Source organism: Neobacillus bataviensis (genome assembly GCF_019969725.1).
Window position 1 is genome coordinate 142,799 of sequence record NZ_JAHXYW010000004.1, and the last position, 20,787, is coordinate 163,585.

Sequence of the window (20,787 nt, forward strand, 5' to 3'; positions counted from 1 at the left end):
CACGTTTCAAGGGGTGAAAGAGTTGTTTAAATTTAATGATGAAAAAGGACAATTAAAATGTTCATTCTGTGGAAAAACGCAGGATCAAGTCCGTAAACTAGTGGCAGGGCCGGGAGTTTATATATGTGACGAGTGCATCGAGCTTTGCACAGAAATCGTAGAGGAAGAGCTTGGAACTGAAGAAGAAGTAGAATTTAAAGATGTTCCAAAACCGAAGGAAATCTGTGAAATCCTTGATGAATATGTCATTGGCCAGGATCAAGCAAAGAAATCCTTGTCTGTTGCCGTTTACAACCACTATAAGCGCATCAATTCCAACAGCAAAATTGATGATGTCGAGCTTTCCAAGAGTAATATTGCTATGATCGGGCCAACAGGAAGCGGGAAAACTCTATTGGCACAAACATTGGCTCGTATCTTGAATGTTCCATTTGCGATCGCGGATGCGACTTCTCTTACAGAGGCAGGCTATGTCGGTGAAGACGTTGAAAATATTTTATTAAAATTAATTCAGGCTGCCGATTATGATGTAGAAAAAGCCGAAAAAGGCATAATTTATATCGATGAAATTGATAAAATTGCCCGCAAATCCGAAAACCCATCGATTACACGCGATGTTTCCGGTGAAGGCGTACAGCAGGCATTATTGAAAATTCTTGAAGGTACGGTGGCAAGTGTTCCTCCTCAAGGCGGAAGAAAACACCCGCATCAAGAATTCATCCAAATTGACACCACCAATATTCTATTTATCTGCGGGGGAGCATTTGATGGAATTGAACCGATTATTAAACGCCGTTTAGGACAAAAAGTAATTGGTTTTGGTGCTGATCCAAAGCAAGCAGAGATTACTTCCAAAGAACTACTTTCAAAGGTATTGCCTGAAGACTTGCTGCGATTCGGCTTAATCCCTGAATTTATTGGCCGTCTGCCAGTTATCGCTAGCCTAGAACAGTTGGACGAGGCGGCATTAATTGAAATTTTAACAAAGCCAAAAAATGCGCTTGTAAAACAATATCAAAAAATGCTTGAAATTGATGATGTTGAACTAGAATTTGAAGAAGGCGCATTAACGGAAATCGCAAAGAAAGCGATTGAACGCAAAACGGGTGCCCGTGGATTACGTTCAATCATTGAAGGAATCATGCTTGATGTCATGTTTGACCTTCCTTCCCGCGATGATATTACAAAGTGTATCATTACGAAAGAAACAGTCATCAACAACAGCGTTCCGAAGCTTGTTTTAGAAGACGGAACAGTAGTTGTTGAAGAAAAATCAGCATAATTGTTTGAGGACCTTGCAGTTGCCGGGTCCTTTTGTATTTCCAAAAATTGTCTAATTAGACAAAGTCATCGGAAAAATAGACAAACCAATAGAAAAAATGGACAAAACCCCCGGAAAAATAGAGAATGCACCCCAAAAAATAGACAAAGCACTCCAAAAAATAGACAAAGCACTCCAAAAAATAGACAAAGCACTCCAAAAAATGGACAAACCTATCCCAACACAAATTCCTAGCATATCAGTTTCTTGCATTTTGTGGTTTATTCCACCTCTCGGCAGGAAATACTTATTAATATCTATAGAAGTACATAGTGCTGGAGGGAAAAGAATGAGTTGGACGGGGATTGCTTTATTTATACAGCTGTTTTTTGGAATCATCATCGGGTTATACTTTTGGAATCTGCTTAGAAATCAGCGGACTCAAAAGGTTTCCATCGATCGGGAATCCCGAAAAGAAATGGAACAGCTTAGAAAAATGAGATCGATATCATTAACAGAACCATTATCAGAAAAGGTACGTCCTACAAGCTTCGAAGATATTGTCGGCCAAGAGGATGGAATAAAATCTTTAAAAGCAGCGTTATGTGGACCGAATCCGCAGCATGTCATTATTTATGGACCGCCTGGAGTCGGAAAAACAGCCGCCGCCCGCCTCGTGTTGGAGGAGGCAAAGAAAAACACGAAATCACCATTTAAAAAAGAATCCGTTTTTATTGAGCTAGATGCTACAACAGCACGATTTGATGAGCGGGGGATTGCTGACCCGTTAATTGGATCCGTTCACGACCCGATTTATCAAGGGGCTGGTGCAATGGGACAGGCTGGGATACCGCAGCCAAAACAAGGAGCTGTAACGAACGCCCATGGCGGGGTTCTCTTTATTGATGAAATTGGTGAACTTCATCCGATACAGATGAACAAGCTGTTAAAAGTATTAGAGGATCGTAAGGTTTTCCTTGAGAGTGCTTATTATCACGAGGAAAATAACCAAATTCCAACCCATATCCATGATATTTTTAAAAATGGCCTTCCTGCCGATTTCCGCCTCATTGGGGCAACGACGAGAACACCTAGTGAAATTCCCCCGGCGATTCGTTCGCGCTGTATGGAGGTATTCTTCCGTGACTTAAACCAGGAAGAAATTGTGAAAGTAGCAAAAAAAGCAGCAGATAAGGTGAATATGGAAATAAACGATACGGGTGTGAATACACTTTCTACCTATGCCCGTAATGGCCGTGAAACGGTCAATATGATTCAAATCGCAGCGGGACTGGCGATTACGGAAGACCGTAATTTTATTAAAGATGAAGATATCGAGTGGGTGATCCATTCCAGTCAAATGACTCCGAGAATGGAACGAAAAATCAATGATATTTCCCATGTTGGTCTTGTCAATGGACTAGCTGTATATGGACCGAATTCCGGTGCGCTTCTTGAAATTGAAGTGACCGTCATTCCCGCAAAAGAAAAAGGAACCATAAATATTACAGGAATCGTCGAAGAAGAAAGCATTGGCGGACAGGGTAAATCGATACGCCGCAAAAGTATGGCGCGGGGCTCGATTGAAAATGTCATTACCGTTCTCCGCTCCATGGGTGTCCCGGCAAATGACTACGATATCCATGTGAATTTCCCAGGCGGTGTTCCAATTGACGGACCATCAGCAGGAATCGCCATGGCGACAGGGATTTATTCGGCGATTTATAAGATTCCTATCGACAACACTGTAGCGATGACAGGCGAAATCAGTATTCACGGAAATGTAAAACCGATTGGTGGCGTATATCCAAAGGTGAAGGCAGCCAAGAAAGCCGGTGCGAAAACGGTTATTATCCCGGAAGAAAACATGCAAACGATTCTAAATGAAATCGATGGCATTCAAATCGTTCCAGTTAATCATTTACATGAGGTATTTGAAATCGCCTTGAAAAATGATTATCGGAAAAATATCGCTATCCCCGCTTCCATTGAACTATCTAAAAAAGAGTCGATTTAACCAAACACTTCGGTTTGACTTAAAAAGCAAACCGGAGTTTTTTTGTGAGAATGTTGGGGAAAATAATTATATTGCTAAAGAGATACCCAGTCTAACTCTAAAAATAGACACGTAAAACCAAATAAGATAGAATTGTACAACAAAGACTATTCTGCATTTGCAGTAGTAAAAAAGGATTATGCATGTGGAGGTGCTGTATTATGGCGAAAAATAATGAATTGCTCGTCCCCCTCCTGCCGCTTCGGGGATTGCTAGTTTATCCGACCATGGTGCTTCATTTAGATGTCGGCCGTGAAAGATCAGTGCAGGCCCTTGAAAAAGCAATGGTAGATGACCATTTAATTTTTTTAACCACTCAAAGGGATGTCTCGATCGATGAGCCTTCTGAAGAGGATTTATACAAGGTTGGAACCTTAACAAAAGTTAAACAAATGCTTAAATTGCCAAATGGAACAATTCGTGTATTGGTGGAAGGACTAAGCAGGGCGGAAATTGTTACTTTTTATGATGAAGAAGATTACTTTTCTGTCACTATCACCACCTTCGATGACCCAGAAACGAAAGATGTGGAAGACCAAGCCTTGATGCGGACGATGCTTGATTATTTTGAGCAATACATAAAATTATCCAAAAAAATCTCTGCTGAAACCTATGCGTCTGTCGCAGATATTGAAGAACCTGGGAGAATGGCTGATATCATCGCTTCCCATTTGCCAATCAAGCTGAAGGAAAAACAGGAAATCCTTGAAACGATTGAAGTTAAACAAAGAATGAACATGGTCATTGACACGATTCATAATGAAAAAGAAGTGTTAAATCTCGAAAAGAAGATTGGCCAGCGTGTCAAGCGTTCCATGGAAAGAACGCAAAAGGAATATTATTTGCGTGAACAGATGAAGGCAATCCAAAAAGAATTAGGCGATAAAGAAGGCAAAACAGGTGAAATTGCCGACCTTACCAAAAAAATCGAGCAAGCAGGAATGCCTGAACATGTCCATCAAGCAGCGCTTAAGGAATTAGACCGCTATGAAAAGGTGCCTACAAGCTCAGCAGAAAGTGCAGTCATCCGTAATTATATTGAATGGCTGATTTCCATTCCGTGGTCGAAAAAGACAGAGGATGACATTGATATCCTTAGGGCCGAAAAAATCCTTAATCAGGACCATTACGGCCTTGAAAAAGTGAAGGAACGTGTGCTGGAATATTTAGCGGTTCAAAAACTGACTAACTCCTTAAAAGGACCGATTCTATGTCTTGCCGGACCTCCAGGGGTTGGGAAAACAAGCTTGGCCCGTTCCATCGCCACATCGCTCAATCGCAATTTCGTTCGCGTATCGCTTGGCGGCGTCCGTGATGAATCCGAAATTCGGGGTCATCGCAGAACGTATGTCGGGGCGATGCCAGGCCGGATTATTCAAGGGATGAAGAAAGCGGGCACGATAAATCCGGTCTTTTTATTAGATGAAATCGATAAAATGTCGAGCGATTTCCGCGGCGATCCATCTGCAGCGCTGCTGGAGGTCCTTGACCCAGAGCAAAACCATAATTTCAGTGATCATTATATAGAAGAAACATACGATTTATCGAAGGTCATGTTCATCGCAACAGCGAACAACCTGTCAACCATCCCGGGACCATTGTTAGACCGAATGGAAATCATCACAATTGCCGGCTACACTGAAATTGAAAAGGTTCATATTTCAAGAGACCATTTGCTGCCTAAGCAAATTAAGGAAAATGGTCTTTCAAAAAGCACCTTACAGGTTCGTGATGATGCCATTTTAAAAGTGGTTCGCTATTATACACGCGAAGCAGGGGTCCGAAGCCTTGAACGACAGATGGCGACGATTTGCCGGAAAACTGCGAAAATCATTGTGTCTGGTGAAAAGAAACGCGTAGTTATTACCGATAAAAATGTAGAAGAATTTTTAGGAAAGCCACGATTCCGGTACGGCCAGGCGGAAACAGAAGACCAGGTTGGTGTGGCAACAGGCTTAGCGTACACTACCGTGGGCGGCGATACTTTACAGATAGAAGTTTCCTTAGCACCGGGTAAAGGAAAGCTGGTTCTCACGGGTAAACTTGGCGATGTTATGAAGGAATCTGCGCAGGCAGCATTCAGCTATATTCGTTCCAAAGCAAAAGAACTTGGGATTGAAGAAAACTTTCATGAAAAATATGATATTCATATTCACGTCCCAGAAGGAGCCGTACCAAAGGACGGACCATCTGCCGGGATAACGATGGCTACCGCACTTGTATCCGCGTTAACAGGCAGACCTATCCGCCGCGAAGTCGGCATGACCGGTGAAATTACCTTACGCGGCAGAGTGTTGCCGATTGGCGGCTTAAAAGAAAAAACACTGAGTGCTCATCGAGCTGGCCTGACAAAGGTCATCCTTCCGAAGGATAATGAAAAAGATATCGATGACATTCCCGAAAGTGTGCGAAATGAATTAGAGTTTGTTCCAGTAACACATGTAGATGAAGTATTGAAGCATGCTCTATTGGAAGGCGGAGCAGAATGAAAGTAGTAAGTTCAGATATAGTCATTAGTGCAGTTAAACCCGAGCAGTATCCGGAAACGGATCTGCCGGAATTTGCACTGGCCGGCCGTTCAAATGTCGGCAAATCTTCTTTTATCAATAAAATGCTGAATCGAAAGGGCCTAGCGAGGATTTCCTCCAAGCCTGGAAAGACTCAGACATTAAACTTTTTCCTCATCAATGAAATTCTTCATTTTGTTGATGTCCCGGGATATGGGTATGCAAAGGTGTCCAAGACGGAGCGGGCAGCTTGGGGGAAGATGATTGAAACCTATTTTACGACCCGCGAGCAATTAAGGGCGTGTGTGTTACTCGTTGACTTGCGCCATCCGCCAACAACTGACGACGTCATGATGTATGATTTTTTAAAGCATTATGAAATTCCTTGCGTTGTTATTGCCACTAAAGCGGATAAAATCCCAAGAGGAAAGTGGCAGAAGCACCTAAAAGTGACACGTGAGACGTTAGATCTTGACCCTAATGACCATATCGTCCTGTTCTCCTCGGAAACCGGGGAAGGAAAGGATAAAGCGTGGGCAATCTTACAAAGCTATATGTAAACAAAAACCGCCAGGCATAATGCCAGGCGGTTATTTTTTCTTTTTTAGTAAAAAATAAATACCAACAACGATTAAGAGAGCGGGCCAAAATTTCCAAACCAAGCTCATACCGTTTTGTAATAAGCCAAGATATCCCGCAATTTTATCATAGAAAAGCAGCAACACTGCTAAAATGAGAAAGAGGAATGCTTGAAATAATCCTGTGTTGGTTTTTTGAAAACGGAGAAAGAATCCGATTGAAATAATTAAAATTAACATACCGATTGTATTTGTTGGCCAAAACGAAACGTGGCCGGCGAGATGAAAGTGAAGGCCAAATCCAGTCATGATGACACCGGGAAGGATGGCTTCCTGGTCATTAGCCTTAAACGCTTGGCCGAGGAAAGCAATTCCCACAATAATGAGTAACGTAGGCCAAGTGAAAAATTGTTGAAAAAGAGTAATCCCCGCTTGCTGTAATAAAAAGTAGGCTCCAAAACCAATTAAAATAATTCCAGGGAAAATACGCAGGTTTTTCATAGAAATACACCACTTCCAGTAAGGTTCACTTGAATATCATCGAATTTTTTGATACTGTACATAGGGAAGTAATTTTGCCCATATAATTTTCTATGTTACCACATAGTTTCATTTAATGTTCACATTTTCCGAGCGAATGTAAAAAATGCTCGTGATATAATCAATCTAGTTAATCATGTTATTAATGGGGGTGTTCTTAACAAATGCATATATTAGTTGTCGGTCTAAACTATAAAACTGCCCCTGTCGAAATCCGTGAGCGGTTAACCTTTAGTGAAACTGATCTTGTGGATGCCATAAAAAAATTAAATACCAAGAAAAGCATCCTGGAAAATATCATCTTATCTACCTGTAATCGTACGGAAATTTACGCGGTCGTCGATCAATTACATACAGGCCGCTATTATATTAAAGAATTTCTTTCTGAATGGTTTGGAATGGAACAAGCAGAATTTTCACCCTTCCTCTTCATAAATGAAGACGATGGTGCGGTGGATCACTTATTTAATGTAACCTGTGGACTTAATTCAATGGTCTTAGGTGAAACGCAAATTCTAGGACAGGTTCGTACAAGCTTTATGCTTGCCCAAGCAGAGGAAACGACAGGTTCTGTGTTTAACCACTTGTTTAAACAAGCGGTTACTCTTGCCAAGCGGGCTCATTCAGAAACAGAGATTGGTGCTAATGCGGTTTCTGTCAGCTATGCAGCAGTTGAACTGGCAAAGAAAATTTTCGGGTCTCTTGCAAATAAACATGTGTTGATTTTTGGCGCTGGAAAAATGGGTGAATTAGCGGCACAAAACCTGCACGGCAACGGCGTCAAAAAAGTGACAGTTATTAACCGGACGTTTGATAAAGCGAAAGTGTTAGCCGGTCGTTTCAGCGGCGAGGCAAGAACAATTTCTGAATTAGAAAAATCGCTGATCGAAGCAGATATTCTAATCAGTTCAACCGGTGCGAAGGATTTTGTCATTACCAAAGCGATGATGGCGAAAGTAGAAAAAATGCGGAAGGGCAAACCATTATTTATGGTGGACATTGCCGTACCGCGTGACTTAGATCCAGCCATTGCCGAGCTTGAAAACGTCTTTTTATACGATATTGATGATTTAGAGGGAATTGTCGAGGCTAACCTGCAAGAGCGCAAAAAAGCTGCTGAAAAAATCATGCTCATGATCGAAAAGGAAATCGTCGATTTCAAGCAATGGCTTGGGATGCTTGGTGTGGTTCCTGTCATTTCGGCTCTTCGCGAAAAAGCCCTTGCGATTCAGGCTGAAACAATGGAAAGCTTGGAAAGAAAACTTCCTAATTTATCAGATCGTGATATCAAGGTGTTAAATAAACACACTAAGAGTATTATTAACCAAATGTTAAAGGATCCAATTTTACAAGCAAAAGAATTGGCTGCCAAACCTAATGCCGAACAGGCAATGGACTTATTTATGAAAATATTTAATATTGAAGAGCTTGTTCACGAACAACATGCGAAAGCAGCCGAAACCAATAAAATATCGGTTACAGAAGCACAGGCTTCCTTTCAGTCATAAGGGGGCCCTCTGTTATGTCTGATGTCTTTATGACGAGGCTTCATGAGTTTACAGTTGTTCTGTATGCCTTCTGTGTGTTGTTATATTTTTTCGACTTCATTCACCATAACCGGAAGGCAAACCGAACTGCTTTCTGGTTACTTGCATTTGTATGGGTTTTACAAACGGTGTTTCTATTTTTCTATATGAATAAGACAGGTAGATTCCCAGTACTCACAATCTTTGAGGGACTCTACTTTTATTCTTGGGTATTAGTAACATTGTCAATTGTTATAAATCACTTACTACGAGTCGATTTTATTGTCTTTTTTACAAATATACTGGGCTTTACCGTCATGGCGATTCATACCTTTGCTCCAATGCAATATCATTCGAACATTATGGCGAAACAGCTTGTTTCTGAACTTTTATTAATTCATATTACAATGGCGATACTGTCATATGGTGCTTTTTCCTTATCGTTTGTTTTTTCATTACTATACCTTCTTCAATACGATCTATTAAAACGAAAAAAATGGGGAACACGGCTTATTCGTCTCGCAGATTTAGAGAAGCTTGAAAGATTATCCTACATATTAGCCGTTATTGGTGTTCCCATGCTCCTGCTGGCACTCATATTGGGCTTACAATGGGCTTTTCTAAAGGTTCCCGGGATGCCTTGGTATGATATGAAAATTATTGGTTCTTTTCTATTATTAACGGCCTATAGCGTTTTTTTATATCTCCGGATTGCGAAAAATCTATCAGGGAAAAAATTAGCCCTTTGGAATACAGCATCTTTTTTAATCGTATTAATTAACTTTTTCTTATTTGGGCGGTTATCATCTTTTCATTTATGGTATTCATAGGAGGCAGTCATGCGAAAAATTATTGTAGGCTCTAGACGCAGCAAGTTAGCATTAACACAAACAAATTGGGTGATTGAACAGCTTAAGAAAATAGATCCCCGCTTCGAATTCGAAATAAAAGAAATCGTCACGAAAGGTGATAAAATATTAGATGTCACCCTTTCCAAGGTAGGCGGAAAAGGGTTGTTCGTAAAGGAAATTGAGCAAGCCATGCTGGATAAAGAGATTGATATGGCCGTTCATAGTATGAAAGACATGCCGGCTGTGCTTCCAGAGGGACTGACCATTGGCTGCGTGCCGTTCCGTGAGGACCACCGTGATGCCCTTATTTCTAGAGACCATGTTAAGTTAAACGATTTGAAGCCAGGTGCCATTATTGGTACGAGCAGCCTGCGCCGCAGTGCACAGCTGTTAGCGCAGCGTCCGGATTTAGAGATTAAGTGGATCCGCGGAAATGTCGATACAAGATTAGAAAAATTAAAGAGTGAAGAATACGATGCCATCATTTTAGCGGCAGCAGGCCTTTCCCGCCTCGGCTGGGCAAGCGACGTCGTGACTGAATTTATTGATGCCGACATTTGTATTCCTGCCGTAGGCCAAGGAGCATTATCAATCGAATGCCGCGAAGATGACAAAGAGCTTCATGAGCTGTTTGAAAAATTCACCTGCAAGAAAACGGAAAGAGCCGTTCGCGCTGAGCGTGCCTTCCTGCAAAAAATGGAGGGCGGCTGTCAGGTGCCGATTGCCGGGTTTGCCCGTATCGATGAAAACGATGAAATCGTCCTTAATGTTTTAGTCGGTTCTCCTGAAGGTCAAGAAATCTTTAAAGAAGAACTTCGCGGACAAAATCCGGAAGAGCTTGGTGTTCAAGCTGCGGATTTATTAACTCAAAAAGGAGCCAAGGACCTGATTGATCGAGTGAAACGTGAGCTCGAAGGTCAATGCTAAACTCCCTGCCTCTCCTTGATAAAAGAGTTCTAGTTCCAAGAGGAAAAGATCAAGCAAAATCTTTTTCGCAGCTTGTTGAAAGCTATGGAGGGATTCCCATTGAAATCCCTCTAATTGCCTTTCGGCCGATAGCATCAAATGAGCGCCTTCAAGACTGTTTGAAGGCTCTTGATACATATGATTGGATTATTTTTACAAGTAATGTTACGGTGGAAACCTTTTTTACTTTTTTAGACGATAGTGTGGAGGCTTTGCCGAGGGTCGCCGTCATTGGTAAAAAGACGGAAGAAGTTTTGAAGGAAAAAGGGGTTCAAGCTGAGTTTGTTCCTTCGGTGTATGTTGCCGAAGAATTTGTGGAGGAGTTTTTACCGATCCTTCAGAGTGGTTCAAAGGTACTAATTCCAAAAGGCAATCTTGCCCGTGAATATATCGCAGCTGCTTTAACGGAGGCGGGTGCCCAGGTTGAAGAGGTCATCATTTATGAAACGTATCTGCCTGAGGAAAGCCGTTTAAAAGTACGTGGAATGCTGGCTGATGGAGAGATTGATATTTTAAGCTTTACAAGTCCATCAACGGTGGATCATTTCATGGAAGTAGTAAAGGATTACGATTTGCATGAGCAGCTGTCAAGCTGTGTAATCAGCTGCATCGGTCCAGTCACCGAGAAAAAATTACTTGAATACGGTCTTGCGGTGCATGCTTCACCAAAGGTGTATACCGTGAAAGACATGATCAATAGCACGATAGATTTTTTAGAAAAGCATCGCTAAAATAGGATTCGCAAATAAAAGTGGTAAATTCGAAAATAAAAGCCGCGGATTCGCAAATAAACCAGAAAAATTTGCAAATAAAGCTATATTTTGGGAGGAAATTACTATGGATCTTCAATTTAAACGCCACCGCCGCCTGCGTTCAAGCGCAAGCATGCGTGCACTTGTTAGAGAAAACCACCTGAAAGCGGAAGATTTCATTTATCCGCTGTTTATTTATGAAGGAGAAAACATCCGTAACGAAGTTTCCTCCATGCCAGGCGTATTCCAAGTATCAATGGACAATCTTCAAGCGGAAATGGAAGATATCGTTGCCCACGGAATTAAGTCCGTATTGCTATTCGGTATCCCAAAAACGAAGGATGCCTGCGGAGAGCAAGCCTACCATGATCATGGCATTATCCAGGTTGCAACCCGTTATATAAAAGAAAAATTCCCGGAAGTCATCGTTGTCGCTGATACATGCTTGTGTGAATACACCAGCCACGGCCATTGCGGCGTCGTAGAAGGGGAGAAAGTCCTTAACGATAAATCACTTGAATTGCTTGTAAAAACAGCTGTAGCCCAAGCTGAAGCAGGAGCAGATATCATTGCTCCGTCTAACATGATGGACGGCTTTGTAACAGCAATCCGTGCCGGTTTAGATGAAGCTGGTTTTCAAGAGATTCCAATCATGTCATATGCCGTAAAATATGCTTCCGCCTTCTACGGACCATTCCGTGAAGCGGCAGAGGGTGCTCCGCAGTTTGGCGATCGCAAAACCTATCAAATGGACCCGGCAAACCGGATGGAAGCTTTTAGAGAAGCAGAATCCGATGTAGCGGAAGGCGCAGATTTCTTAATTATTAAGCCTGGTATGCCTTACCTAGATATCGTTCGTGATGTGAAAAATACCTTTAATTTACCTGTTGTCGTATATAATGTCAGCGGTGAATATTCCATGATCAAAGCGGCTGCTTTAAACGGCTGGATTGACGAGAAAAAGACCGTCCTTGAAATGCTCATAGGCATGAAGCGTGCCGGTGCAGATCTTATCATTACCTATGCCGCAAAAGATGCGATTCGCTGGTTAAAGGAAGAAGAATAATCCATTTTTGAAAAGAGGGAAAAAGATGCGTTCGTATACAAAATCGATTGAAGCATTTAAAGAAGCCCAAAAACTAATGCCAGGCGGTGTCAACAGCCCGGTCCGCGCCTTTAAATCAGTGAATATGGATCCGATTTTCATGGAGCGGGGGAAAGGCTCTAAAATTTATGATATTGATGGCAATGAATATATTGATTACGTCCTTTCCTGGGGTCCGCTTATCCTCGGCCACACCAACGACCGAGTGGTGGAAGGACTTAAAAAAGTAGCTGAATTAGGTACAAGTTATGGTGCTCCAACCTTAATGGAAAACGAACTGGCGAAGCTTGTGATTGAACGTGTACCTTCAATCGAAGTGGTTCGCATGGTTTCATCTGGCACGGAAGCAACGATGAGTGCGCTTCGTTTAGCCCGCGGCTACACTGGACGCAACAAGATTTTAAAGTTCGAAGGCTGCTATCATGGCCATGGCGATTCATTATTGATTAAAGCTGGTTCTGGTGTAGCAACGCTCGGATTGCCAGACAGCCCAGGGGTGCCTGAGGGCGTAGCCTCCAATACCATTACTGTCGCTTATAACGATCTTGAAGGCGTACGATATGCGTTTGAACAATTCGGTGAGGATATCGCTTGTATCATCGTTGAGCCAGTTGCCGGTAATATGGGACTTGTTCCGCCGCTTCCTGGCTTCTTAGAAGGTCTTCGTGAGATTACTTCGGCGAACGGCTCACTGCTTATTTTTGATGAAGTTATGACTGGATTCCGGGTGGGCTATAACTGTGCCCAAGGTTATTTCAACATTACTCCTGATATTACTTGTTTAGGTAAAGTAATCGGCGGCGGCCTTCCTGTTGGAGCATACGGCGGCAGAGCGGAGATTATGGAACGCATCGCCCCATCTGGTCCGATTTACCAAGCTGGAACCTTGTCCGGTAACCCGCTTGCCATGACAGCCGGCTTTGAAACATTAAGCCAGTTAACTCCAGAGCACTATGAGGAGTTTATCCGCAAGGGAGACCTTCTGGAAAAAGGCTTTAAGGCAGCGGCTGAAAAATATGATATTCCAATTTCATTCAACCGCGCTGGTTCGATGATTGGTTTCTTCTTTACAAATGAAGAGGTTATCAATTATGAAAAAGCAAAAACTTCTAACTTAGAATTCTTTGCAGCGTATTATCGTGAAATGGCAGACCAGGGCATCTTCCTTCCACCATCACAATTTGAAGGATTGTTCTTATCTACTGAGCATTCCGACGAAGATATTGAAAAAACGATTCAAGCTGCAGAGATTGCATTCTCTAAGCTTAAATAATATGGTTTATGGCACCCACCTTGTTTGGTGGGTGCTTTTTTAGTTAGCTAAGTTAATCAGCGGATAACGAGCTCCAATCAGCGGAAATCAGCTTCTATTGGCGGATAACACATTCCAATCAGCGGATAACGCATCCCAATCAGCGGATACCATCCTCCAATCAGCAAATCGACTCACTCCAACCCCATTCCACGATTCTTTTTCACAGACAAATCGCTTTTTTATCATAAAAAATCCACTTGGTTCATAGAGTGTAAGTGACATAGTGATTTTGCGTGAAGGAAACGAAAGGAGGAGTCGCTTTGTCCCAGGAGAATCAATCGTGTCTGCGATTTTCCTTGGAGGAGTCGCTGTGGTTTAGAAAAGGACAGGAAGTCGAAGAGCTTATCTCCATTTCTCTAGACCCGGACATCACCATCCAGGAAAACGATCAGTACGTAACCATAAGAGGTTCGTTGGAACTCACCGGCGAATATAAAAGTTACGAAGAAAGCGAAGTAAGTGAAGAAGAAGGGTTTACCTCTCAAAAATTTGTCGAGCGAGTGGCAGAACGCGAAGGGGAAGAAACCTGTGAATTTTCACATCGATTCCCAGTCGATATCACCATTCCAAACAATCGGATTCAAAGTATCTATGATATTGATGTCCTCGTTGAATCATTTGACTACTCCCTCCCAGAGCGCAGCTGCCTGAAGCTTTCAGCTGAGCTGACAATCAGCGGCCTTTACGGAACTGAGCAGCAGGAGGAGGAGGTAATTGAAGCAGCAGAGCCTGAATTTGAGGTACTTCACCGCTCCGAAACCGAAGAGGATGAAGTAGAATCCATCCAGGCTGCGTTCCAAAACAATTATCAAGACAGCTTCTTGTTTGAAACAGAAGCAAGGAAACCGCTTGAAGAAGAAAGTGTTGACGTTTTACCGAAATTCCCAACCTTCAATTATCAGCCGCAGCAAAACTTCTATCAAGAAGAGGAAGAAGAAAACTATCAGCCTGCCTGGAACTTCCAAGAAGCAAGAGGTGGGGAGAAAAAGGCGGTTGTAGAAGAAGAGAAAGTTGTCGTTGAAAAAGAGCCAGTTCAAAAAGTGGAAGTCAAAGAAGAGGAAGAAGAAGTTTCAGTGGAAGAAGAAAGCTCCTCCTCTTCATCAGATAATATAGTCCATAAGTTAAAGAAAAAGCTGCCGATTAAAAAGAAAAGCATGACATTAACAGAATTTTTTGCCCGGAAGGACGAGGGAGCAGAACAAGCGAGATTAAAGATGTGTATCGTTCAAAAAGGGGATACCGTAGACAGTCTGGCAGAACGCTACGATGTGTCCATCAGCAATCTCCTCCGCGTCAACCAGCTGGAACTGAATCAAGATGTTTATGAAGGCCAGGTATTATACATCCCGGCAACACTAGCTAAAAAATAATTTTTTCAAAAAGAAGTTGAGCGGGTTTTCTAACCTGCTCACCTTCATTTATCAGTGCTTCTGTTTTTCGAAGAAAGAGAGATGAGTTCTCATGAGTGACTCCAGCAGATTAGAAGAAATATCGCCTATTTTACAAAATTACCTTGTAGAGCCTTATTTTGTTGAGGATTTTGGACCTGTTCAAAAAATCTATTCCAACAAAGGCACTTTCGCACTAAAAAAAATTGCCCCTACAACCGGAACCGATTTCATTCGTCACGTTCATCTTCTTTATCAAAAAGGCTATAATCGCATCGTCCCGATTTATCCGACGATGGATGGCAGGTATGCTGTCCTCCACGAAAATAACCTTTATTATCTAATGCCATGGATGCCAGATGATCACCGAGAAGATCGTCAGCAAAAGAATCACCAGCTTTTCCGTGAACTGGCCAGACTTCATACCCTTTCCGCTAAAGAAATCACGATAAGCAAAGAAGAACGAAATGAACATTATGAAAAGACGATTCAACAATACGAAAAACATCAGGAATTCCTCGATGGGTTCGTGGATGAATGCGAAAAGAAGACCTATATGTCGCCATTCGAATTGCTTTATTGCCTGTATTACAATGAAATAAACCAGGCACTTAGATTTTCGAAAACAAAATTTGAAGAATGGTATGAGGGGAATAAAGAAAACGATAAGGCCCGAATGGTGATTACCCACGGGAAATTTTCATCTGAACATTTTCTATACGATGAACGGGGCTACGGCTATTTTATGAACTTTGAAAATGCCCGCTATGGTTCGCCGATTCATGATCTTTTGCCTTATTTATCCCGCGCCTTAAATACCAGCCCAAAGCGCAGCGATGATGTCATCGATTGGATTTATCATTATTATAAATATTTTCCGTTTAAAGCAGATGAAAAATTGTTATTCTACAGCTATTTGGCTTATCCAACTCCAATTATCCAAATGGCTGAAAAATATTATCGAAAGCAGCGGCCGAAAAACGAGTTGAAATTCGTCCGAAAGCTGCAGCAGCGATACTGGCATTTGAAAAACTCAGAGTATGTCGTGATGAGAATGTCGGAAATCGAAGCCCAGCAAAAAGCAAAAGAAGGAGCCCAGCAGCAGTGAAAACTGCATAGTGGGCTCCTTAAACTACGTCAAAATAGATGGAAATCGCAATCGCGATAAAAACCGCTAATAATAAAACGTCAAAGACTGTAGGCAGTATCAGCGTTCGGATAAATTGAAATATCACAAAAGGGACAATAAATTGCCCGCATATTCTCCGGCACGTTCTAAACCAGGGTTGGTATTTAATTTTGTTGAAATTTCCTTTCACCTGGTAAACCTCCCCTTACTTTTATGACATTTATTTTATGTATATTCCAAACCCACAACGTATTCCCCTAAAATAAATCATTTTCATGAAAAATTCAGATTGAATAGTTTATTAGGAAATGGAATAATTAAGAGTAAATAATTTACCAGTTATATAGGAATATTTTTTCAGAGACTTTTGACATAAGGGAGTAATTATTAAAAATGTTTTGGTTTATCGTTTTGTTTCCGTTAATGATTTATCCGTGGGGAATAGACCCCTATTACACAACCTCAAAGACAAATTACTTGTATCTTTTTGTGGTCGCTGCCTGGCTGTTTATTATTTTTAAACGAAAACATCGTACTTTATTACCAGCAAAAGATGAATCCAAAGCCATCTATATATTATTAGCATTTTTATCATTAGTGGAGCTTTCAACTGCTTTTTCAAATTATACATATAGCTCGGTTTATGGCTCAATCGATCGCAAGGAAGGACTTGTTACCTTCTTTTCTTATTGCAGTGTTTTCCTTTTTTCCTATAAGTTAGTAGACTTAAAGAAAGTAAATATAGTTTTTCCTGGCATAGCCATTGTCTCAATGATTGTTTCTCTGTATGGAATACTTCAGCATTATTCTTTAGATTTCTTGCCGAGAAACAGCGCAATGCGCGGTTATACTGGAACTTATACCTTTTTTGATAATCCTAACTTTTTCGGATCGTATCTTGTATTAATATTGCTAATCTCGATGATGATGTACTTAACGGAAAAAAATAAAAAGTTATTATCGTTATATTTTATTGCCTCAAGTTTAGGCTTTATTGCTCTTATTTTTTCGAGTACTAGAAGCGGTTATGTCGGCGTTTTTTGCGGAGCTGTTTTTCTTTCCCTACTTGTTGTCCTAAAAAGAAAATATCTTTGGAAAAGATGGACTTCCTTATTAATCACATTAGGACTATTGCTTTTTGGAATTAATATTACAGAAAATGGCCAATATTTTAACCGGATAAACTCAGTCGTTACAGATACCTATAGTGTTGCTTCCAATAAAAGTACCGGCCATGAAGGTTCATCCCGTTTTTTTATCTGGGAAAAATCGTTGCCGCTTGTTCCAAAGTATTTTTGGGTTGGATCCGGTCCTGACACTTTTGAATTTGTTTTCAAAGCATCTCCCGAGGAACTGCAAGAATTTTTTGGCACTCCCAATATTACAGTTGATAAAGCCCATAATGAATATTTGCAGATTGCCATTACATTAGGCACACCAGCACTCTTGACGTACTTGCTTTTCATATTTGTCATTTTTAGGAGGGCTTTCAAAGCTGTTAGACAAGCAGAGGGAAATGAAAAACTAATTCTTTCCGGGTTAATTGCGACCATCATTGGCTATCTCGTACAAGCATTTTTTAATATTAGTACCGTTCCGGTCGCGCCGATTTTTTGGGCTATCCTAGGCATCACCATGGCCAAATCGGAATATATTCTTAAAAATGCAAATGCAGTACACTCATTTGAAGAAGTAACTGAAAAAAGTGCATAATAAATACAATCAATTTCGTCTGCTGCACATAAAGTATAAATAATAAAAAAATCGGCAATCATGATTGACGTGAAACCCTTTTTTTCGGTAGTATTACTATATAATTTAATTAGCTAAGCAAAGACAGGGAAGAGTACGATGCCAGCCTGCTTCAAGAGAGGGAAATCATTAGCTGAAAGATTTCCTAAGTGGAACATCCGAACGTCGCCCAAGAGCTTCTTCTGCGAAAAGGTCATTAGACCCCAGTAGTTGAAGACGGATGAAATCCGTTATCCAGTTAAGTGCCAATCATGAATTTGATTGGAAAAAAGGTGGTACCGCGAAGCAACTCCATTCGTCCTTTTATGACGAATGGGGTTTTTTTATTGGAAAAAGAAGGAGGACGTTTCAAATGGAAACAAAAGAATTAACGATGCCAACCAAATACGACCCGCAATCGATTGAAAAAGGTCGTTATGAATGGTGGTTACAAGGAAAGTTTTTTGAAGCATTAAATGATGAAGGCAAACAGCCATATACAATCGTAATCCCGCCGCCAAACGTAACAGGCAGACTGCACTTAGGCCATGCATGGGATACTACTTTACAGGATATCATTACTCGAATGAAAAGAATGCAGGGCTATGACGTTCTTTGGCTGCCCGGTATGGACCACGCTGGAATTGCGACACAGGCCAAGGTTGAAGAAAAGCTGCGCAGCGAAGGTAAAAGCCGCTATGATTTAGGAAGGGAAAAGTTTGTAGAAGAAACGTGGAAATGGAAAGAAGAGTATGCTTCCCATATCCGCCAGCAGTGGGCAAAACTTGGTCTAGGCCTAGACTATTCACGCGAGCGTTTCACTCTTGATGAAGGCTTATCCGCGGCAGTTCGTGAGGTATTTGTAACCCTTTATAAAAAAGGACTCATTTACCGCGGCGAATATATCATTAACTGGGATCCATCCACGAAAACAGCTTTATCTGATATTGAAGTTATTTACAAAGATGTTCAAGGCGCTTTCTACCACATGAAATATCCATTGGCAGATGGTTCTGGACATATCGAAGTTGCAACAACCCGTCCTGAAACCATGCTTGGTGATACTGCGGTTGCCGTTCATCCAGAAGACGAGCGCTACAAGCATTTAATCGGAAAAACCGTTATCTTGCCAATCGTCGGCCGTGAAATTCCAATCGTGGGTGATGATTATGTTGATATGGAATTCGGTTCTGGGGCAGTTAAAATTACACCTGCACATGACCCGAATGACTTTGAGCTTGGCAACCGTCACAATCTTGAGCGTGTCCTGGTTATGAACGAAGACGGCTCCATGAACGAGAAGGCTGGTAAGTATCAAGGTTTAGACCGTTTTGAATGCCGTAAGCAAATTGTGAAAGACCTTCAAGAACAAGGCGTTCTATTCAAAATTGAAGATCACCTCCATTCTGTTGGTCACTCTGAACGGAGCGGTGCGGTTGTTGAGCCATACCTTTCAACACAATGGTTTGTTAAAATGCAGCCGCTAGCGGATGAGGCGATTGCTCTTCAAAGCAAAGAAAACAAAGTAAATTTCGTTCCGGATCGTTTTGAAAAAACATACCTGCACTGGATGGAAAATATCCGTGACTGGTGTATTTCAAGACAGCTTTGGTGGGGACACCGGATCCCAGCTTGGTATCACAAAGAGACTGGTGAGGTATATGTAGGACATGAAGCACCTGCAGACAGTGAAAATTGGGAACAGGACAAAGACGTTTTAGATACTTGGTTCAGTTCAGCATTATGGCCATTTTCAACAATGGGCTGGCCTGATACGGAAGCCGCTGATTTCAAGCGTTTCTTCCCAACAGACGTTTTAGTAACCGGTTATGATATTATTTTCTTCTGGGTATCACGGATGATTTTCCAAAGCATCGAATTTACTGGCGAGCGTCCATTTAAAGATGTACTCATCCACGGTCTCGTTCGTGATGAGCAAGGCCGGAAAATGAGTAAATCACTTGGAAACGGCGTTGACCCAATGGATGTAATCGATAAGTACGGGGCAGATTCCTTACGTTATTTCTTATCAACTGGAACATCTCCAGGTCAGGATTTACGTTATAGCACTGAAAAGGTTGAAGCAACTTGGAATTTTGCCAATAAAATTTGGAATGCCTCCCGCTTTGCGTTAATGAATATGGACGGCATGACTTACGAGGAAATTGATTTCAGCGGTGAAAAATCAGTTGCTGATAAGTGGATTTTAACTCGCTTAAATGAAACGATTGAACATGTAACAAGACTATCAGAGCGCTATGAATTCGGTGAAGTGGGCCGTGCTCTTTACAACTTTATCTGGGATGACTTCTGTGATTGGTATATCGAAATGGCGAAGCTTCCACTGTATGGTGAAGATGAAGCGGCGAAGAAAACGACTCGTTCGATTCTTGCCTATGTATTAGACAATACGATGCGTTTATTACATCCCTTCATGCCGTTTATCACCGAAGAAATTTGGCAAAACCTTCCACACGCTGGTGAATCGATTACAACAGCAAAATGGCCTGAGGTGAAGCCCGAGCTTTCTGATGACGAAGCAGCCGGAGAAATGAAGCTGTTAATGGAAATGATCCGCTCAGTACGGAATATTCGTGCAGAAGTGAATACACCATTAAGCAAGAAAATTAAAATGCTTGTTAAAGCAAAAGATGAAAAGATTTTAAAATCCATCGAAAAGAACCGCAGCTACATTGAACGCTTCTGTAATCCAGAAGAATTAACAATGGGCACCGAGGTTCAATCTCCGGAAAAAGCGATGACAGCGGTTATTACAGGGCTTGAAATTATCTTGCCGCTTGAAGGCTTAATTAATATCGATGAAGAAATTGCTCGTCTACAAAAAGAATACGAAAGACTAAACAAAGAAGTAGAACGAGTTCAGAAGAAATTAAGTAATGAAGGCTTTATCAAAAAAGCTCCTGAAAGTGTAATAGTTGAAGAACGTGCTAAGGAAAATGATTATCTTGAAAAGAGAAGCATTGTCGAGGCGCGTATTAAAGAATTAAAAGGTTAAACAATAAAGAGACGAATCCAATTTGGATTCGTCTCGCCTTTATTACAAGACTAAATAGATGGAGTG

General features: G+C 41.5%; 17 protein-coding genes and 1 other annotated feature. Of the genes, 14 read left to right on the forward strand and 3 right to left on the reverse strand.

The features are described from left to right. Positions 1-22: 22 nt before the first annotated feature. The 4 genes from clpX (at position 23) to yihA (ending at position 6,384) form a co-directional block, all read left to right on the forward strand. Positions 23-1,282, forward strand: coding sequence for an ATP-dependent protease ATP-binding subunit ClpX (gene clpX, locus LC455_RS11940; RefSeq protein ID WP_223591105.1), 1,260 nt, complete (start codon positions 23-25; stop codon positions 1,280-1,282). A gap of 328 nt (positions 1,283-1,610) precedes the next feature. Beyond that, entirely contained in the window at positions 1,611-3,278 is a 1,668-nt protein-coding gene (gene lonB / locus LC455_RS11945) for an ATP-dependent protease LonB (protein WP_223591107.1), read from the forward strand. Positions 3,279-3,478: 200 nt separating this feature from the next. After that, positions 3,479-5,806, forward strand: coding sequence for an endopeptidase La (lon, locus tag LC455_RS11950; RefSeq protein WP_223591109.1), 2,328 nt, complete (start codon positions 3,479-3,481; stop codon positions 5,804-5,806). After that, positions 5,803-6,384 (forward strand): ribosome biogenesis GTP-binding protein YihA/YsxC, encoded by a 582-nt coding sequence (yihA, locus tag LC455_RS11955; RefSeq protein ID WP_223591111.1) that lies wholly within the window; start codon positions 5,803-5,805, stop codon positions 6,382-6,384. The genes lon and yihA overlap by 4 nt, the downstream gene beginning before the upstream one ends. A 30-nt stretch (positions 6,385-6,414) precedes the next feature. On the opposite strand, the gene LC455_RS11960 is transcribed toward yihA, so the two are convergent. Then, positions 6,415-6,903, reverse strand: a complete 489-nt coding sequence (locus LC455_RS11960; RefSeq protein WP_223591113.1) for a LiaF transmembrane domain-containing protein — start codon at positions 6,901-6,903, stop codon at positions 6,415-6,417. Positions 6,904-7,106: 203 nt separating this feature from the next. Here LC455_RS11960 and hemA point away from each other — a divergent pair, with 203 nt between their 5' ends. The 6 genes from hemA to hemL all read left to right on the forward strand — a co-directional run bounded on the left by hemA (position 7,107) and on the right by hemL (position 13,415). After that, entirely contained in the window at positions 7,107-8,450 is a 1,344-nt protein-coding gene (gene hemA, locus LC455_RS11965) for a glutamyl-tRNA reductase (protein WP_223591115.1), read from the forward strand. A gap of 14 nt (positions 8,451-8,464) precedes the next feature. Next, entirely contained in the window at positions 8,465-9,298 is an 834-nt protein-coding gene (gene ccsA, locus LC455_RS11970) for a cytochrome c biogenesis protein (protein WP_223591117.1), read from the forward strand. Between the two features lie 9 nt (positions 9,299-9,307). After that, positions 9,308-10,246 (forward strand): hydroxymethylbilane synthase, encoded by a 939-nt coding sequence (gene hemC / locus LC455_RS11975; RefSeq protein WP_223591119.1) that lies wholly within the window; start codon positions 9,308-9,310, stop codon positions 10,244-10,246. Next, complete coding sequence (locus LC455_RS11980) at positions 10,240-11,016, forward strand: uroporphyrinogen-III synthase (protein WP_223591121.1); 777 nt, start codon at positions 10,240-10,242, stop codon at positions 11,014-11,016. Before hemC ends, LC455_RS11980 begins: the two co-directional genes overlap by 7 nt. 106 nt (positions 11,017-11,122) lie before the next feature. Then, positions 11,123-12,103: a porphobilinogen synthase gene (gene hemB, locus LC455_RS11985; RefSeq protein WP_223591123.1), complete on the forward strand. Its 981-nt coding sequence runs from the start codon at positions 11,123-11,125 to the stop codon at positions 12,101-12,103. A 25-nt stretch (positions 12,104-12,128) separates the two neighbouring features. Continuing rightward, the gene (hemL, locus tag LC455_RS11990; RefSeq protein WP_223591126.1) at positions 12,129-13,415 is read left to right on the forward strand and encodes a glutamate-1-semialdehyde 2,1-aminomutase; all 1,287 of its coding nucleotides are present in this window, start codon (positions 12,129-12,131) and stop codon (positions 13,413-13,415) included. Between the two features lie 87 nt (positions 13,416-13,502). Here the strand turns inward: hemL and LC455_RS11995 are convergent, their stop codons facing one another. Beyond that, entirely contained in the window at positions 13,503-13,643 is a 141-nt protein-coding gene (locus tag LC455_RS11995; protein WP_223591128.1) for a hypothetical protein, read from the reverse strand. Positions 13,644-13,717: 74 nt separating this feature from the next. Here LC455_RS11995 and spoVID point away from each other — a divergent pair, with 74 nt between their 5' ends. Further along, the gene (spoVID, locus tag LC455_RS12000; protein ID WP_223591130.1) at positions 13,718-14,827 is read left to right on the forward strand and encodes a stage VI sporulation protein D; all 1,110 of its coding nucleotides are present in this window, start codon (positions 13,718-13,720) and stop codon (positions 14,825-14,827) included. 91 nt (positions 14,828-14,918) lie between these two features. After that, on the forward strand, positions 14,919-15,953 hold the full coding sequence (gene ysxE, locus LC455_RS12005; protein WP_223591132.1) for a spore coat protein YsxE: 1,035 nt from the start codon (positions 14,919-14,921) through the stop codon (positions 15,951-15,953). A gap of 19 nt (positions 15,954-15,972) precedes the next feature. Here the strand turns inward: ysxE and LC455_RS12010 are convergent, their stop codons facing one another. Then, the gene (locus tag LC455_RS12010; RefSeq protein ID WP_223591134.1) at positions 15,973-16,164 is read right to left on the reverse strand and encodes a hypothetical protein; all 192 of its coding nucleotides are present in this window, start codon (positions 16,162-16,164) and stop codon (positions 15,973-15,975) included. A 203-nt stretch (positions 16,165-16,367) separates the two neighbouring features. Here LC455_RS12010 and LC455_RS12015 point away from each other — a divergent pair, with 203 nt between their 5' ends. Further along, positions 16,368-17,687 carry an O-antigen ligase family protein gene (locus LC455_RS12015; protein ID WP_223591136.1) on the forward strand — a complete coding sequence of 440 codons (1,320 nt, stop codon included), beginning with the start codon at positions 16,368-16,370 and terminating at the stop codon, positions 17,685-17,687. 111 nt (positions 17,688-17,798) lie between these two features. Beyond that, positions 17,799-18,032 (forward strand) — a binding site (T-box leader). A 46-nt stretch (positions 18,033-18,078) separates the two neighbouring features. Next, positions 18,079-20,721 (forward strand): valine--tRNA ligase, encoded by a 2,643-nt coding sequence (locus LC455_RS12020; RefSeq protein WP_223591137.1) that lies wholly within the window; start codon positions 18,079-18,081, stop codon positions 20,719-20,721. The last annotated feature ends 66 nt before the right edge of the window (positions 20,722-20,787 follow it).

What these genes read in the sequence shown, in the direction of transcription:
- LC455_RS11960 (WP_223591113.1), bottom strand. Translation starts at nt 6,903, where the DNA reads ATGAAAAACCTGCGTATTTTCCCTGGAATTATTTTAATTGGTTTTGGA.
- yihA (WP_223591111.1), top strand. Translation starts at nt 5,803, where the DNA reads ATGAAAGTAGTAAGTTCAGATATAGTCATTAGTGCAGTTAAACCCGAG.
- LC455_RS11995 (WP_223591128.1), bottom strand. Translation starts at nt 13,643, where the DNA reads ATGATAAAAAAGCGATTTGTCTGTGAAAAAGAATCGTGGAATGGGGTT.
- hemC (WP_223591119.1), top strand. Translation starts at nt 9,308, where the DNA reads ATGCGAAAAATTATTGTAGGCTCTAGACGCAGCAAGTTAGCATTAACA.
- LC455_RS12020 (WP_223591137.1), top strand. Translation starts at nt 18,079, where the DNA reads ATGGAAACAAAAGAATTAACGATGCCAACCAAATACGACCCGCAATCG.
- ysxE (WP_223591132.1), top strand. Translation starts at nt 14,919, where the DNA reads ATGAGTGACTCCAGCAGATTAGAAGAAATATCGCCTATTTTACAAAAT.
- ccsA (WP_223591117.1), top strand. Translation starts at nt 8,465, where the DNA reads ATGTCTGATGTCTTTATGACGAGGCTTCATGAGTTTACAGTTGTTCTG.
- hemA (WP_223591115.1), top strand. Translation starts at nt 7,107, where the DNA reads ATGCATATATTAGTTGTCGGTCTAAACTATAAAACTGCCCCTGTCGAA.
- hemB (WP_223591123.1), top strand. Translation starts at nt 11,123, where the DNA reads ATGGATCTTCAATTTAAACGCCACCGCCGCCTGCGTTCAAGCGCAAGC.
- hemL (WP_223591126.1), top strand. Translation starts at nt 12,129, where the DNA reads ATGCGTTCGTATACAAAATCGATTGAAGCATTTAAAGAAGCCCAAAAA.
- LC455_RS11980 (WP_223591121.1), top strand. Translation starts at nt 10,240, where the DNA reads ATGCTAAACTCCCTGCCTCTCCTTGATAAAAGAGTTCTAGTTCCAAGA.
- LC455_RS12015 (WP_223591136.1), top strand. Translation starts at nt 16,368, where the DNA reads ATGTTTTGGTTTATCGTTTTGTTTCCGTTAATGATTTATCCGTGGGGA.
- lonB (WP_223591107.1), top strand. Translation starts at nt 1,611, where the DNA reads ATGAGTTGGACGGGGATTGCTTTATTTATACAGCTGTTTTTTGGAATC.
- lon (WP_223591109.1), top strand. Translation starts at nt 3,479, where the DNA reads ATGGCGAAAAATAATGAATTGCTCGTCCCCCTCCTGCCGCTTCGGGGA.